At 35.0% G+C, this 16,476-nt stretch carries 12 protein-coding genes; 9 read left to right on the forward strand and 3 right to left on the reverse strand.

Annotation, left to right across the window (positions count from 1 at the left end):
* Positions 1-8: 8 nt before the first annotated feature.
* Positions 9-155 carry a pilus assembly FimT family protein gene (locus B6C84_RS03010; RefSeq protein ID WP_086354075.1) on the reverse strand — a complete coding sequence of 49 codons (147 nt, stop codon included), beginning with the start codon at positions 153-155 and terminating at the stop codon, positions 9-11.
* A 219-nt stretch (positions 156-374) separates the two neighbouring features.
* Here B6C84_RS03010 and dapD point away from each other — a divergent pair, with 219 nt between their 5' ends.
* The 7 genes from dapD (at position 375) to B6C84_RS03045 (ending at position 11,158) form a co-directional block, all read left to right on the forward strand.
* The gene (dapD, locus tag B6C84_RS03015; RefSeq protein ID WP_065578459.1) at positions 375-1,199 is read left to right on the forward strand and encodes a 2,3,4,5-tetrahydropyridine-2,6-dicarboxylate N-succinyltransferase; all 825 of its coding nucleotides are present in this window, start codon (positions 375-377) and stop codon (positions 1,197-1,199) included.
* Between the two features lie 103 nt (positions 1,200-1,302).
* Positions 1,303-1,794 carry a YajQ family cyclic di-GMP-binding protein gene (locus tag B6C84_RS03020; RefSeq protein ID WP_034903574.1) on the forward strand — a complete coding sequence of 164 codons (492 nt, stop codon included), beginning with the start codon at positions 1,303-1,305 and terminating at the stop codon, positions 1,792-1,794.
* Between the two features lie 260 nt (positions 1,795-2,054).
* The gene (bglX, locus tag B6C84_RS03025) at positions 2,055-4,331 is read left to right on the forward strand and encodes a beta-glucosidase BglX (protein ID WP_065614081.1); all 2,277 of its coding nucleotides are present in this window, start codon (positions 2,055-2,057) and stop codon (positions 4,329-4,331) included.
* Positions 4,332-4,384: 53 nt separating this feature from the next.
* On the forward strand, positions 4,385-6,079 hold the full coding sequence (locus tag B6C84_RS03030) for a sensor histidine kinase (RefSeq protein ID WP_086320995.1): 1,695 nt from the start codon (positions 4,385-4,387) through the stop codon (positions 6,077-6,079).
* Positions 6,079-6,798 (forward strand): two-component system response regulator BtsR, encoded by a 720-nt coding sequence (gene btsR / locus B6C84_RS03035; RefSeq protein ID WP_065614083.1) that lies wholly within the window; start codon positions 6,079-6,081, stop codon positions 6,796-6,798. Before B6C84_RS03030 ends, btsR begins: the two co-directional genes overlap by 1 nt.
* Before the next feature lie 285 nt (positions 6,799-7,083).
* On the forward strand, positions 7,084-9,231 hold the full coding sequence (locus B6C84_RS03040; RefSeq protein WP_232354813.1) for a carbon starvation CstA family protein: 2,148 nt from the start codon (positions 7,084-7,086) through the stop codon (positions 9,229-9,231).
* Between the two features lie 247 nt (positions 9,232-9,478).
* Positions 9,479-11,158: a bifunctional metallophosphatase/5'-nucleotidase gene (locus B6C84_RS03045; protein ID WP_086320996.1), complete on the forward strand. Its 1,680-nt coding sequence runs from the start codon at positions 9,479-9,481 to the stop codon at positions 11,156-11,158.
* Positions 11,159-11,387: 229 nt separating this feature from the next.
* Here B6C84_RS03045 and B6C84_RS03050 read toward each other — a convergent pair whose 3' ends face one another.
* Together B6C84_RS03050 and B6C84_RS03055 are read right to left on the reverse strand one after the other, a co-directional pair.
* A complete protein-coding gene (locus B6C84_RS03050) occupies positions 11,388-11,852 on the reverse strand; it encodes an NfeD family protein (RefSeq protein WP_198198573.1) in 465 nt (154 codons plus the stop codon).
* 103 nt (positions 11,853-11,955) lie between these two features.
* Complete coding sequence (locus tag B6C84_RS03055) at positions 11,956-12,864, reverse strand: SPFH domain-containing protein (RefSeq protein ID WP_065578455.1); 909 nt, start codon at positions 12,862-12,864, stop codon at positions 11,956-11,958.
* 403 nt (positions 12,865-13,267) lie between these two features.
* On the opposite strand from B6C84_RS03055, the gene B6C84_RS03060 reads away from it, so the two are divergent.
* Together B6C84_RS03060 and trpD are read left to right on the forward strand one after the other, a co-directional pair.
* On the forward strand, positions 13,268-14,830 hold the full coding sequence (locus B6C84_RS03060) for an anthranilate synthase component 1 (protein ID WP_086354077.1): 1,563 nt from the start codon (positions 13,268-13,270) through the stop codon (positions 14,828-14,830).
* Complete coding sequence (trpD, locus tag B6C84_RS03065) at positions 14,830-16,461, forward strand: bifunctional anthranilate synthase glutamate amidotransferase component TrpG/anthranilate phosphoribosyltransferase TrpD (RefSeq protein ID WP_065614085.1); 1,632 nt, start codon at positions 14,830-14,832, stop codon at positions 16,459-16,461. The genes B6C84_RS03060 and trpD overlap by 1 nt, the downstream gene beginning before the upstream one ends.
* Positions 16,462-16,476 lie beyond the last annotated feature (15 nt).

Below are 16,476 nucleotides of genomic sequence, written 5' to 3' on the forward strand. Positions count from 1 at the left end.
AGCCTCTTCTAAAAACAGGCTAGCTGTTTTGTGGTGGTTGCTAGTTCATTACGCAGTTGTAACTCTTTCCAATGTTGTACACCAATTGCGGCTAAAATAGCACTAATACTGATAACAAATAAAAGCTCTAATAAAGAAAATCCGCTGTTTTGCATTATTTTTTTATTGAGAAATTTAACGAGAATTAAACTTTATATCTAAATAAAATCACGCTATTAACTTTTACTAAGATTTTGTGAAAGGCATTCCAAATAATTAACTTTTTTTGAGAGATCTTAATGATACGATAAACCACTTAAAAATAGTGGCATATTATATTATACTGTTAGGCCAATTAAATTTGCTAACGGACTTAAAGTTAAAGGAAACAAGAAATGCAACAATTACAAACTATTATTGAGGCAGCATTTGAACGTCGTGCTGAAATTACTCCTTCAAATGTTGATACAGTGACGCGTGATGCGATCAACCAATGTATCGCTTTATTAGACAGCGGTAAAATGCGTGTCGCAGAAAAGATTAATGGCGATTGGGTAACTCATCAATGGTTAAAAAAAGCAGTGTTGCTTTCATTCCGTATTAATGAAAATCAACTTATTGATGGTGGCGCAACTAATTATTATGATAAAGTACCGTTGAAATTTGCTGAGTATGATGAAGCCCGTTTCCAACAAGAAGGTTTCCGCGTAGTTCCATCAGCAATTGCACGCAAAGGTGCTTATGTAGCTCGTAATACAGTATTAATGCCTTCATATGTCAACATCGGTGCTTATGTTGATGAGGGGACTATGGTTGATACATGGGTAACCGTTGGTTCATGTGCGCAAATTGGTAAAAATGTTCACTTATCAGGTGGTGTTGGAATTGGTGGTGTATTAGAGCCGTTACAAGCAAACCCAACTATTATTGAAGATAACTGTTTTATCGGCGCTCGTAGTGAAATTGTTGAAGGTGTGATTGTCGAAGAGGGCAGCGTTATCTCAATGGGTGTATTTATTGGTCAAAGTACTAAAATTTATGATCGTGCAACTGGTGAAGTTCACTATGGTCGCGTACCGGCTGGTTCTGTGGTGGTATCAGGTAACTTACCAACTAAAGATGGTAAATACAGCCTTTATTGTGCAGTAATCGTTAAAAAAGTAGATGCTAAAACATTAGGTAAAGTCGGTATTAACGAATTACTTCGTACTATTGATTAATTTTATTAATCTATCTATTAAAGCTGCCGTAAATGTTACGGTAGCAATAAAATGAGTTGTTTAAAGTAAGTTATATTTTATAACGATTAGAAGAGGAAAATTTATGCCTTCTTTTGATATTGTGTCAGAAATTCAAATGCCAGAAGTCAAAAATGGGGTCGACAATGCGACTCGCGAATTGGCAACTCGTTGGGATTTTAAAAATGTCGAAGCATCTTTTGAACTCAATGAAAAAAATGAAACCATCAAGGCAACTAGCCAATCTGATTTCCAAGTTCAACAGCTATTAGATATTTTACGCGATAAGCTGGCTAAACGTGGTATTGATGGCGGTGCGTTAGAGATTCCAGAAGAGATGGAACATAGCGGAAAATTTTATAGCATTACTGTCAAACTAAAACAAGGTATCGATAAAGAATTAGCTAAAAAAATAGTTAAATTAATCAAAGATAGTAAAATTAAAGTCCAAGCGCAAGTACAAGGTGACCAAGTTCGAGTTACTGGAAAATCACGTGATGATTTACAAGCAACTATGGCATTAGTTAAAAATGGTGAATTGGGACAACCTTTCCAATTTACTAATTTCCGCGACTAATCAATCTTTCCAATTATTATTATTGCCGACATTATTTTTGACAACATTTTGATAAAATTTTTCGGCATTATGTTTTTGTTTATCCACAGAATCAACTTCTAAAAATATTGAGGAAAGCACTTTTTTGCGTCTAAATTTTTAATAATATGTGCTTTTATTTTTATTTTCGGTGAGGCATTATTTCAAATAACGAGATTTTTTTAACTAAATACGTTATTCTATCACCTTGTCTATCCTCTTATATTATAACAATACTTATTATGCTGAAAAAATTAGTTTTCTTTTTTGTTTTTTTTATTTTTTCATGTCCTTTATTTGCACAAAATCCCAATGATGAAGATAAGAAAGTATTTATTGATAACTTATTATCAAAAATGACTATTAAAGAAAAAGTGGGACAATTGCGATTAATCAGTGTCGGCGGTGATCTAACCTTAGACAAAGTACTTGATCAAATCGAAGCGGGTGAAATCGGTGGCATTTTTAATACTGTTGTGGAACCCGATCTATCCAGAATGCAGGAAAGAGCTTTAAAATCGCCAAACAAAATTCCAGTCTATTTTGGTTTTGATATTGTCCATGGCCATCGTACAGTATTTCCAATTAATTTAGGTTTAGCAGCAACTTGGGATCGTAATGCCTTCGCTAAAGTGGCTGAGGTATCAGCTGATGAAGCAACGTCTGATGGACTTAACGTTACTTGGGCTCCAATGGTGGATATTACCCGTGATCCTAGATGGGGACGAGTTTCGGAAGGATTTGGAGAAGATCCTTATTTAGCTTCAGAAGCTGGGCGAATTTTTGTTGAAAAAATGCAAAAACAATCCTTAGCTGATAAAAAATCATTAGTCACAACAGTTAAACATTTCGCACTTTATGGGGCGGTTGAAGCTGGGCGCGAATATAACAGCACCGATATGAGTGAACGCAAAATGTTCCAAGAATATCTTGTGCCTTATAAAGCGGCTATTGATGCCGGCAGCCGAGCGGTTATGGTTGCTCTTGTTAGTGTAAATGGTATTCCTGCTACAGCTAATCATTGGTTATTAACTGATGTATTACGTAACCAGTGGCATTTTGATGGAGTGGTTGTTAGTGACCATGGCGCTATCCGTGAATTAATTAATCACGGCGTTGCAACTGATGCAAAAGATGCGGTACGTATTGCCATCAAAGCGGGTATTGATGTGAGTATGAATGATGAATACTTTTTACAGTTTTTACCTGAATTAGTTGATGAAGGTGCTATCTCAGAAGATCTGATTAATCAAGCTTGTCGCCATGTGTTAGAGCTTAAATATGATATGGGGTTGTTTAAAAATCCCCATCGAAATTTAGATCCTAATTTTGATATTGAGACTATGTTTGCTAACGATCGCCTACATCGTACTGAAGCCAGAGATGTAGCTCGTCGTAGTATTGTATTGTTAAAAAATGAAAATAATTTATTACCGTTAGACAAAAATAAAAAAATAGCTGTCATTGGACCATTGGCTGATTCAAAACGAGATATTTTAGGTAGCTGGTCAGGTGCTGGGCGTGCTAATTTAGCGGTAACACCGTTGCAAGGCATTAAAAATGCCATCGCAAATCCCAAATTAGTGAGTTATGCATGGGGTGCGAATCTCTCGGATGATCCTAACCTTGATAAATTTTTAAATTTATATGGTGAGAGCAGCAAATTTGATAAACGACCAGCTAATAAGATGATAGCCGAAGCTGTTGCTCAAGCTAAAAAATCAGATGTTGTTGTAGTTTTTGTTGGCGAAGCACAAGGCATGGCACATGAATCATCAAGTCGAACCGATCTTAATCTTCAAGCTAGTCAAAAACGATTAATTAAAGCATTAAAAGCTACTGGTAAACCACTGATCATTGCTTTAATGAATGGCCGTCCACTTACTGTGAAAGAAGAATATCAGCAAGCTGATGCTATGCTTGAAACGTGGTTTTTAGGTACTGAAGGGGGGAATGCTGTGGCTGATGTGCTGTTTGGAGACTATAATCCATCAGCTAAATTACCGATGTCTTTCCCTGATAATGTTGGCCAAATTCCTGTTTATTATAGCCATTTAAAAACAGGTCGACCACATGGTACGGTTAATATGGGTAAATACACAACATCTTATTTTGATAGCCCTAATGAGCCTTTATTTCCATTTGGTTTTGGCTTAAGTTATACTGATTTTACTATTGATTTTTCATTATCAAAAACTGAAATGTCACCAAATGGAGAAATTGAAGTTATTGCTAATGTGGAAAATACTGGTGAAAGAGAAGGTTCACAAGTGGTGCAGTTCTATTTGCAAGATGTGACAGCATCAGTAAGCCGACCGGTAAAAGAATTAATTGGTTTTGAATCTATAACTCTTAAACCGCACGAAAAAGGTCAAGTGAAATTTGTTATCAAATATGACATGTTGAAATTCTGGAATGATAAAATGCAATATGTTGCAGAACCCGGTAAATTTAATGTGTTTGTAGGCGCTGATTCTACAACTAAAGATAAGCAAACATTTACTTTACTTGATAATTAAAGTTAGCATTCTCCGTCGACTTGGGTCGGCGGTTTTGTGCCGTGGTTATTATTATGTTTGAGTTTGATCTTGTACTACAGCTTTTACAACAGATGTGCGTATATTTGGTTATAGCTTATTTGTTGAGTAAAACCCCGATTGTCATTCCTTTAATGCAAGTCACTATCCATTTACCTCATAAATTAGTCTGTTATTTTATTTTTTCATTATTTTGCATTATGGGTAGCTATTTTGGTTTACATATTGAAGATACTATTGCCAATACTCGTGCTATTGGAGCTATTTTAGGCGGGTTGCTTGGTGGTCCGGTAGTAGGGCTTTTAGTTGGTTTAACTGGCGGTATTCATCGTTATACATTAGGTGGTATTACGGCTGAAAGTTGTATGTTATCGACTATCTTGACTGGTTTAATTAGTGGATTACTTCATTATACTTTAATGAAAAAAGGCCGAATTGATTTAGTTTATAATCCCTTTTTAGTTGGGGTATTAGGTGTTCTGGTTGAATCATTAGAAATGATTCAAGTACTATTAATATCGAGACCTTTTGATGTTGTTTTACATGCAGTGCGAAGCATTGCTGCACCAATGATTGTCGCCAATAGTATTGGAGCTGCAATGTTTATGCGAATTTTACTAGATAGACGGGCGATTTTTGAACGCTATACATCGGCTTTTTCGGCCAAAGCTCTTAAAATCGCAGTGAGTACTGAAGGTCTATTGCGTGAAGGTTTCAATCAAGAAAATAGTACCAAAGTCGCAGAGATTATTTATCAAGAATTAGATATCGGTGCTGTATCAATAACCGATCGGGAAAAAATTCTTGCTTTTATTGGTGTTGGTGATGATCATCACTTACCAGGTACGAAAATTACTTCAAATGTTACTTTAGAAGCGATTGAGCAAAATGATGTTAAATATCTTGACGGTACACATCAACCTTATCAATGTTCAATCAATAAAAATTGTCGTTTAGGTGCAACTTTGGTTATTCCTCTTCGTGGTGAAAATAATAATGTAGTTGGTACTATTAAACTTTATGAAGCTAAAAATACATTATTTAGCTCAATAAATAGAACTTTAGGTGAAGGTATTGCCAGCTTATTATCTGCGCAAATATTGGCCGGGCAAAATGAGTACTACAAACAGTTATTGTCTAAAACTGAGATTAAACTATTACATGCCCAAGTAAATCCTCACTTCTTATTTAATGCCTTAAATACTTTACTGGCTATTATTAGGCGTGATAAAGAACAAGCATCGCAATTAGTGCAAAACTTATCAACTTTTTTCCGTAAAAACTTAAAACGTACTGATGAAATAGTAACGTTAAAAGATGAAATAGAGCATGTAAATGCTTACCTACAGATCGAAAAAATGCGGTTTATGGAGCAATTAAGTATAAATTTTGATATTCCTGAACAACTCGAATATGCGCAATTACCAGCATTTTCATTACAACCAATTGTTGAAAATGCTATTAAACATGGTACTTCACAATTAATTAGTCAAGGAGAAGTAACGATTAGAGCCTATGCAAATGACCAGACTTTAATTTTAGAGGTTATTGATAATGCAGGTAATTATCGAGAAAATAAAAAAGATAATAAAGGACTTGGTCTTAATTTAGTGGATAAACGAATTAAGATCCGCTATGGTGAAAACTATGGTATAAAGATAATCTGTAAACCAGACGAATATACAAATGTAATGTTATCTTTGCCTTTGCTAGAGGATGTCGTAGTTTAATGTTAAATGTGATTATTGTTGATGATGAATTACTTGCTCGCGAAAATTTACGTTGTTTGCTAGAAAACGATAGCCAAATTAATATTGTCGCAGAATGTAATAATGCCATGGATGCTATACGTGAAATTCATCGATTAGCACCTGATGTCGTTTTTCTTGATATTCAAATGCCAAAAATAAATGGTCTTGAAATGTTATCAATGCTTGATCCACAAACTATGCCTCATATTGTTTTTTTAACTGCTTATAGCGAGTTTGCTGTAAAAGCTTTTGAAGAACAAGCTTTTGATTATCTATTAAAACCTATTGAACAAGATAGGCTAAATAAAACATTAAGCCGTTTGCATAAAAAATGTCCTGTAGCTGATATAAATCAATTATCAGGTATTGATCAACAGTTAAAATATATACCTTGTATTGGCCATAATCGAATCTATTTGCTATCTAATGATGATGTTTTTTATATTTCATCTAAAGTTAGTGGTATTTATGTGTTTAATCAAAACAATAATGAATATTTCACTGAGCTTACGCTAAAAACCTTAGAAGATAAAACTTCACTAATTCGTTGTCATCGACAATATTTAGTCAATTTAAAAAAGTTAAAAGAGATTCGCTTTAATGAAGCAGGTAGTGTTGATATTATTTTAAATAATGATGTTGCTGTGCCGGTGAGTCGTCGATATTTAAAATCGCTTAAAGAGATATTAGGACTATAATCATTTATTCTGGTTTATTTCATCGATTGAGATACCGTTTACCAACCATTTTTAACCACTCATATAGTCGTTTTAACCTGTAACTAAATTTCCTATACCATTCAATTCACTAAAAAATTACTATACCCTTGAGCATAAAGTAAGCTTTATCTCATGATTCAATACAACCAAATTCAAAAACAATTTGAAGTTAATATCAATAAATTTTATCTACCTTTTTAACTAGATAATTAAGTTAAAAATTGAATAGATGATATTAATCTTAAAGCGATAAAGAGAATTATTATGAATAATAGAATACTAAAGCATATACCCTGGGTTATTCTTGCTATCGTTGGTGCCTGCTGTTTAGCCGTCATTGCACTACGTCGAGGGGAACATATTAGTGCATTGTGGATTGTTGCTGCTGCAGTGTCTGTTTATCTCGTTGCTTATCGATATTATAGTTTGTATATCGCCAATAAAGTAATGCAGTTAGATCCAACTCGAGCGACACCGGCAGTTATCAATAATGATGGCTTAAATTATGTTCCAACTAATAAATATGTCTTATTTGGACACCATTTTGCGGCAATAGCCGGTGCTGGACCACTTGTAGGCCCTGTACTTGCAGCGCAAGTAGGTTATTTACCGGGTACTCTATGGTTATTGGCTGGTGTGGTATTTGCTGGCGCAGTACAAGACTTTATGGTGCTATTTTTATCATCACGCCGTAATGGTTCATCTTTAGGTGAAATGATAAAAGAAGAGATGGGACCAATTCCTGGAACAATAGCATTATTTGGTTGTTTCTTAATCATGCTAATTATTTTAGCCGTATTAGCATTGATTGTTGTTAAAGCATTAGCTGAAAGTCCGTGGGGTGTATTTACTGTTTGTTCTACAGTACCAATTGCCCTATTTATGGGTATTTATATGCGATACCTCAGACCAGGCCGTGTTTTAGAAGTTTCAATAATTGGTATTGTATTACTGATCTTATCTATCTGGTTTGGTGGTGTAATTGCTCATGACCCATATTGGGGACCAGCATTAACTTTCAAAGCAACCACGATTACTTTTACTTTAGTTGGTTATGCCTTAGTTTCTGCGATGTTGCCTGTATGGTTAATTTTAGCACCGCGTGATTATCTCGCCACTTTCTTAAAAATTGGTGTAATCGTTGGTTTAGCTATTGGTATTGTTATTTTAAATCCTGATTTAAAAATGCCAGATGTAACTAAATATGTTGATGGCACAGGTCCTGTTTGGAAAGGTTCTTTATTCCCATTCTTATTTATTACTATTGCTTGTGGTGCTGTTTCTGGTTTCCATGCCTTAATTTCATCAGGTACAACACCAAAATTACTTGCTAATGAAACAGATGCACGTTTTATCGGCTATGGTGCTATGTTAATGGAGTCTTTCGTGGCTATTATGGCTTTAGTGGCTGCATCAATTATTGAGCCAGGTTTATATTTTGCTATGAATACTCCACCAGCTGCGCTAGGAATAACTATGCCTGATTTACATAAATTAGGTACTGGCGATGCGGCGATGATAATGTCTCAACTACAAGATGTGACAGCACACGCTGCGGCTACAGTTAGTTCATGGGGATTTGTGATTTCACCTGAGCAAATTTTACAAACAGCCAAAGATATTGGCGAACCATCAGTATTAAATCGTGCCGGTGGTGCACCAACTTTAGCCGTAGGTATTGCGCATGTGTTCCATCAAATTCTTCCAGGCGCAAATATGGGCTTCTGGTATCACTTTGGTATCTTATTTGAAGCACTATTTATTCTAACAGCGCTTGATGCAGGAACTCGTTCTGGTCGTTTCATGTTGCAAGACTTATTAGGTAACTTTGTACCATTCTTGAAAAAAACCGATTCACTTATTGCTGGCTTTATTGGTACTTTAGGATGTGTTGGTTTATGGGGATATCTACTTTACCAAGGTGTGGTTGATCCATTAGGCGGTGTTAAGAGCTTATGGCCATTATTTGGTATTTCAAACCAAATGTTAGCAGCCGTAGCATTAGTATTAGCTACAGTTGTATTAATTAAAATGAAACGAGCTCAATTTGTTTGGGTGACTATTATTCCTGCCGTTTGGTTATTGATTTGTACTACTTGGGCATTGGCACTTAAACTATTTAGTAATGATCCTAATTTAGAAGGATTCTTCTATTTAGCAAATGAGTATAATCGTCGTATTGCCGAAGGCAGCGAATTAACTGCACAACAAATTGATAATATGCATCATATTGTCATTAATAACTACACTAACGCAGGTTTAAGTATCTTGTTCTTAGTGGTTGTGTATAGCATTATCTTCTTTGGTATTAAAACTGCACTTAAAGTGCGTAATAATAAACAAAGAACTGATAAAGAAACCGCTTATGTGCCTATTCCTGAAGGTGGTGTTAAAACTACGATGTCACATTAATTAACAGTAAACAGAATGTTAAATTAAAGTAACATTCTGTCTATTTATGGAAATAACTTTCGTACTCCTTATTTTGCCTAACAATAGTCACTATCGTTAGGCATTTTTTATCACTGATTAAGCATCTTGTTTTTTATAAAAACGCTTTAATTGAAAAAATAATAATTTAGAATAATAGACTGTTTTTATAAAAACGATTTAAATTAATTAGGATGTTAATTTTACATAATAGTGATAGGAGATAAGGATGTTGGTAAGCAAAAAAAGTGCTTTGTTAAGCGGTTTATTTATATTAGGTTGTGTATTTCAGGTTAATGCAAAAGAAGTTGGTGTTTCTATTTTAGCAACGTCAGATGTGCATGGGCGAATGTTACCGTGGGATTATGGTACTGACAAAGCAGACTCTTCAGGCTCTTATGCGCAGATATCTTCGTTTTTAAAGGAGTACCGTTCACTACATGAAAATGTCATAGTGGTTGATGCTGGTGATATTATTCAAGATAATCAAATTGAACGATTTTATAATGTGCAAAATCATCCGGCTATTGCGGCATTAAATGCCATGCATTATGACATTATGGTACTTGGCAATCATGAATTTAATTTTGGTATGCCGATAGTCGATAAAGTCACTTCTGAATTTAAAGGCCAATCTTTAGCGGCTAATATTTATTATAAAGATTCCGGTAAACCTTATTTACCCGCCACAACCATTATTGAGAAAGAAGGTATTAAGATTGGCTTTATTGGTGCAACTACGCCTTTTGTTCCAGAATATGAGAATAAAACTGGTTATGTAAATCAAATGGAATTTACTATGCCAATACCGGAAATAAAAAAACAAATTGCTAATCTCAAACAACAATCAGTTGATGCTATTGTTTTAGTTACCCATATGGGATTAGATAATGAAAACAATAAACCTGGTACAGGTGTTGCCGATGTTGCTAATCAGTTACCCGAGCTTGACGTAATTATTGCCGGACATAATCATCAAAATATTAGTGAAAAAGTCATTAATAATGTTGTTATTACTGAACCTCATCGCTATGGAACAGTAGTATCGGTGGTTGATCTTAAATTTGATATTGATGGCAATAAAAAAACGTTAAAAGCGAAAAAATCGCAAACATTACCGGTAAAAACTTATCCAGCTGATCCTGAAATCGAAAAAATTTATTCGCCTTATCATCAACAATTAAGAGAGATTTCTAATCAAGTTATTGGTGAAACAGATCAAGATCTTGTACCACAAGAGATAATACATGGTATACCAGCGGTTTACTTGCAAGAAAGTGGTTTAACTAATTTACTTAATTCTGTACAACTGTATTACAGTGGCGCCGATGTGACTGCTGTTTTAGTCGATAATAAAAAAGCGATATTAAATAAAGGGCCAATCGCTCGCAAAGATATTGCTAACAATTATCAATACACTGCTGGTGAAACCTCTATTTTTGAAGTTACCGGAAAGGATCTTAAAGATTATATGGAATGGTCAGCGGCATATTTTGCTCAAGTACAACCAACGGATAAAAATTATCAATATGATTCGGTGCGAGGCGCATCTAAATATATGACTTATGATATGTTTGGTGGCGTTAAATATATTATTGATTTAAGTGAACCAGTAGGGCATCGAATTAAAAATCTAACACTTTTAAATGGTAAAGTTGTTACTGATGATATGAAACTCAAACTAGGTATGAATGCTTATCGTTATGAAATGTTGGTGAAAAAAGGTGGTCCATTAGAAGGGCGCCGAGTCGAGCCAATTTGGAATTCTCGTACCGCTTTAGGTGATGAAGAAGGCACCATTCGTAATATGACCATTAAATATATTACTGATGTGAAGAAAGGCAAGATTACCGATGAATCAAATAATAATTGGCAAGTTATTGGTATTGATCCTAAACAATCGAATTAGTGCTAGCATTCTTATTGGCTTATTTTTACACTAGTTTTTAGTAAAATGATAATTACTGTTATAAGCTCTTTAAATTCTATATTGGAGCTGGATTAACGGTAATTATCTTATTGTGATAATTACCAATATTTTTTACTGAAAAGGATATTTAGTAATCGATTTAACTAATTGATTATGTTTTATGATAAACAAAAAAATACGAGCCATTGACTCGTATTTAATTATTGATTTATTTATTGAGTGCCTTTACTTTCAGTATTATGCCCTCAACTGCAACAACTTCAACTGGATGACCTACTTCTAGATCTTGATTACATTTTGCTGACCATGTGCCGTCTTTTATTTTTACTCGTCCTGAACCATTAGTAATGGCATCAGTAACGATTGTCCTAATACCAATTAGTTCTTGTTGTGGTTGATTGATTTCAACTTTATTAGATTTGTTGTTATCGCGTCTTTTTAACCATACCCACCAAAGATAAGCAGATATTAACGTAAAAATAGCAAACAAAATCCATAAAACAGACCAAGACAGCGGTAAAACCCAAGCAATTAAACCAACGATAATGGCAGCAATCCCACTCCAAAGTGCATATCCACCGGTTCCTAATAACTCAGCAATCAGCAAAATACCACCTAAAGCAATAAATATCCAGTGAGGAGAATTATAAATAACCATTAAAAAATCTGTCATTGGTTGTTACCTATTATTAATTGAATTATATTTCCTATCATATTCCTAACCAATTTATTATCAGTTAGGAAATATGATTTACTTAAATTTAATTTAGTACAGCCTATTTAGTATTTTTGATTAATTCAGCAATACCACCAATGCTACCCATTAAGCTAGATGCATCAAGTGGCATCATTACCACTTTGCTGTTATCTGAAGCTCCAATTTGTTGTAACGCTTCAGTATATTTTTGCGCAACAAAGTAGTTGATGGCATTAATATTACCAGCTGCAATAGCGTCCGAAACCATTTGTGTTGCTTTAGCTTCCGCTTCGGCCGCACGTTCACGTGCTTCAGCTTGTAAAAATGCAGCTTGTTTTTCACCTTCAGCTTTTAAAATTTCTGACTGTTTTTCACCTTCAGAACGTAAAATAGCCGCTTGACGAACACCTTCTGCTTCAAGAATTTCTGCACGTTTATTACGTTCAGCTTTCATCTGCGCATTCATGGCTGCAATTAGTTCTGCCGGTGGACGAACATCACGAATTTCAATACGGGTAATTTTGATTCCCCATGGGCTAGTTGCATCATCGACAATACTAAGTAGTTTTGAGTTAATATGGTCACGTTGTGATAACATCTCATCAAGCTCCATACTACCAAGTACGGTACGAATGTTTGTCATCATTAGGTTAATGACGGCACGTTCAAGTTGATTAACTTGATAAGCGGCTCTTGCTGCTTCTTGTACTTGTATAAAGCAAACTGCGTCAATTTGTACATTTGCATTATCTTTAGAAATAACTTCTTGAGATGGGATATCAAGTACTTGTTCCATCATATTAATTTTACGGCCCACACCATCCATAAAAGGAATAATAATATTTAAACCCGGTTCTAAGGTATGAGTATATTTACCGAAACGCTCGATAGTATATTGGTATCCTTGTGGAACAATAGTGATAGCTTTAAAAACTGTTACAACTGCAAGTAAAACGATTACTGCAATAAGAATAAAAAAGATTGGCATAGATCAAAATCTCTAATTTTTATTAATAATTTATCGGAGTTGCTCATTTTAAAGACTAAAATCTTGTTTGGCTAGTTTTAATTCGTTTATTAAAAAGTAGAAAACTGTTTACTGTGTAAAGACCTTCTGATTGGTACAGGTAGACTTAATTTAAATGTACACAAAATATTCACTTGACAATACACCAATGAACTAGTTTAATAGTACAAAATCTTTTTTAGCAGATACAATAATGATAAATCAGCAATCCATATTAACTCATTGTCAACAAACTACCGTTTTGGGTTGGTGGCGCATCACTTTTTGCGGGTGATGTGATGATGTCCTTTTTTCATAATACCCGCTCAGTGCGGGTATTTTAGTTTTATAAAGATAAATATAATTTTATAAAAGAGAGTCAACAATGAATAAGCCTACATTAACACAGATAATTAAAACCATTGGTTATTATCAGGATCCGACTCAGGTATTTTATCAACTTTGTGATAACAAACCGGCAACATTGTTACTGGAATCAGCTGAAATTGATAACAAGCAAGGTATCAAAAGTGTAATGATAGTTGATAGCGCTTTGACTATTTCTGCACTCAATAATCAAGTCACTTTTCAAGCTTTAACCAGTAACGGACAAAAATTATTACCTTTATTACAACAAGCTTTTCCTGATAATGTTGCTAAAACACAATTAGATGAAAATAATCTTAAATTAGTTTTTCCGGCTATTGATAATTTGCAAGATGAAGATTCTCGCTTAAAGTCATTATCAATTTTTGATGCACTAAGAACATTATTAAATATCGTTAATATCCCACAACAAGCGAGTTCTGATGCAGTGTTTGTCGGTGGTTTATTTGCTTATGATCTTGTTGCTGGCTTTGAGGATTTACCTCTGTTACCAACCGAACAACGTTGCCAAGACTTTCGCTTTTATTTAGCTGAAACATTACTGGAAATTAATCATAAAGATCGTGTTTCATTGTTAAAAGCTACGGCATTTACTTCTTGTCCTGATGAGACAAAACGCTTGAATCAACGCTTAATTGAGTTACACAGTAAACTTAATCAACCGATGAAAGCGATTAAGACTCAATCTTTAGCAGAAATAAATGTTTCATGTAATAAGAGTGATGATGATTTCAATACCATAGTTAAAAAAATGCAGGATGCTATCCAACAAGGTGAAATTTTCCAAGCCGTTCCTTCAAGACGTTTTTCATTACCATGCCCTGAACCATTATCTGCTTATCAAGTGTTAAAAAATACCAATCCAAGTCCATATATGTTTTATATGCAAGATAGCGATTTTGTTCTGTTTGGTGCATCACCAGAAAGTGCCCTTAAATATAACAAGACCAATAATCAAGTTGAAATTTACCCTATTGCCGGTACTCGACCTCGTGGTTTATCCGCAAGTGGTGAGATTGATTATGATTTGGATAGCCGACTAGAACTTGAAATGCGCACTGATAAAAAAGAGTTGGCTGAACACTTAATGTTGGTTGATTTAGCCCGTAATGATTTAGCTCGTATTTGCCAGCCGGGCACTCGTTATACTAAAGAGTTATTAAAAGTGGACCGTTATTCGTGTGTTATGCACCTTGTTTCAAGAATAGTTGGCCAGTTACGGACTGATCTTGATGCACTACATGCTTATCAAGCAACAATGAATATGGGAACATTAACCGGCGCACCCAAAGTAAGAGCAATGCAACTAATTGCTGAATCGGAAAAAATAAAACGTGGTAGTTATGGTGGAGCAGTGGGGTATTTAACCGCTAGTGGTGATTTGGATACCTGTATTGTTATCCGTAGTGCCTATGTGGAAGACGGTATTGCTACGGTGCAAGCAGGTGGTGGGGTGGTTTTAGACTCAGAACCTCAATCAGAATCGGACGAATCACGTAACAAAGCTCGTGCTGTTGTTCGCGCGATTATGGCAGCACATAATGTAGAAGGTGTATTCTAATGGCTAATATCTTATTTATTGATAATGTTGATTCGTTTACTTATAACTTGGTTGATCAGTTACGTCATAATCAACATAATGTGACAATTTATCGCAACACTATTCCTGCCGATGTGATTATCGAAAAATTATCACATATGCAAAATCCTATCTTAATGTTATCGCCAGGTCCAGGTACGCCAAGTGAAGCAGGTTCAATGCCTGAATTACTAAAACGTTTAAAAGGGAAATTACCGATTATTGGTATCTGCTTAGGCCATCAAGCGATTGTCGAATCTTATGGTGGTATGATTGTACCAGCTGGTGATATTTTGCATGGTAAAGCCTCATTAATTGAACATGATGGTCAAGCTATGTTTAAAGGCTTACCAAATCCATTACCGGTGGCTCGTTATCACTCTTTAAAAGGTGAAAATATACCGAAAACATTAACGATTAATGCCATGTGTAATAACATTGTTATGGCAGTACGTAATGATGAGGATCGGGTTTGTGGTTTTCAATTTCATCCTGAATCGATTTTAACCATTCAAGGGGTAAAATTATTAGAGCAAACCATTGAATGGGCACTTAATCCAGTCCAAAAACAACCACAGGCAAGACAAGAGGCAATTGTCGATAAGCAAGAATACAATATTCAACCGATTTTAAATAAATTGTACTTAGGACAAGTATTGTCACAAGAAGAAAGCAAAATACTATTTAACTTAATTATTCAAGGTAAGATTGAACCAACAGTTTTGGCAACTGCGATTATAAGTATGAAAGTACGAGGTGAAAAACCGGATGAAATTGCTGGTGCTGCGCAAGCCTTACTTGAAAATGCTGATGCTTTTGAAGCTCCTGATTATGATTTTACCGATATTGTTGGTACCGGTGGTGATGGCACTAATAGTATTAATATATCAACAGCTAGTGCTTTTGTTACTGCAGCCTTAGGGTATAAAGTTGCTAAACATGGTAATCGAGGGGTATCAAGTAAATCAGGATCTTCCGATGTACTATCTGCTTTAGGTATCAAATTAAACATGTCAGCGGAAGCCTCACGTAAAGCGCTTGATGAATTAGGAGTATGTTTCTTATTTGCTCAACAATATCATTCAGGCTTTCGTCATGCTGCTCCAGTGCGTCAGCAATTAAAAACACGGACAATTTTTAACGTTCTTGGGCCGTTGATTAATCCATCTCGACCAAAACGTATTTTACTCGGTGTTTATCATCCTGATTTGATAAAACCGATTGCAGAAACATTAAAAATGTTGAACTATACCCATGCTTATGTGGTACACGGTGCCGGTATGGATGAAGTCGCGATTCATGGAGAAACCCAAGTTGCAGAAGTAAAAAACGGCGAAATTCGCTATTTCACCCTGACACCACAAGATTTTGGTTTACAACAATATACTTTAAAAGATATTGAAGGTGGTACACCGGAAATGAATCGTGATTTGTTGTTAGCTATTTTACAAGGACATGGTAAACCAGCTCATGAAGCGGCTATCGCGGCTAATGTAGCAATGTTAATTAGCTTATTTGGTGAACCAGACTTAAAACAAAATGCTCAACGTGCAATTGAATTGATGCATAGTGGCAAGGCTTATGAGCTATTACAAAAGTTAGCAGCAAGATAATAAGTGGAGAATAAC

This window comes from Gilliamella apis (assembly GCF_002142155.1).
Lineage (GTDB): Bacteria > Pseudomonadota > Gammaproteobacteria > Enterobacterales > Orbaceae > Gilliamella > Gilliamella apis.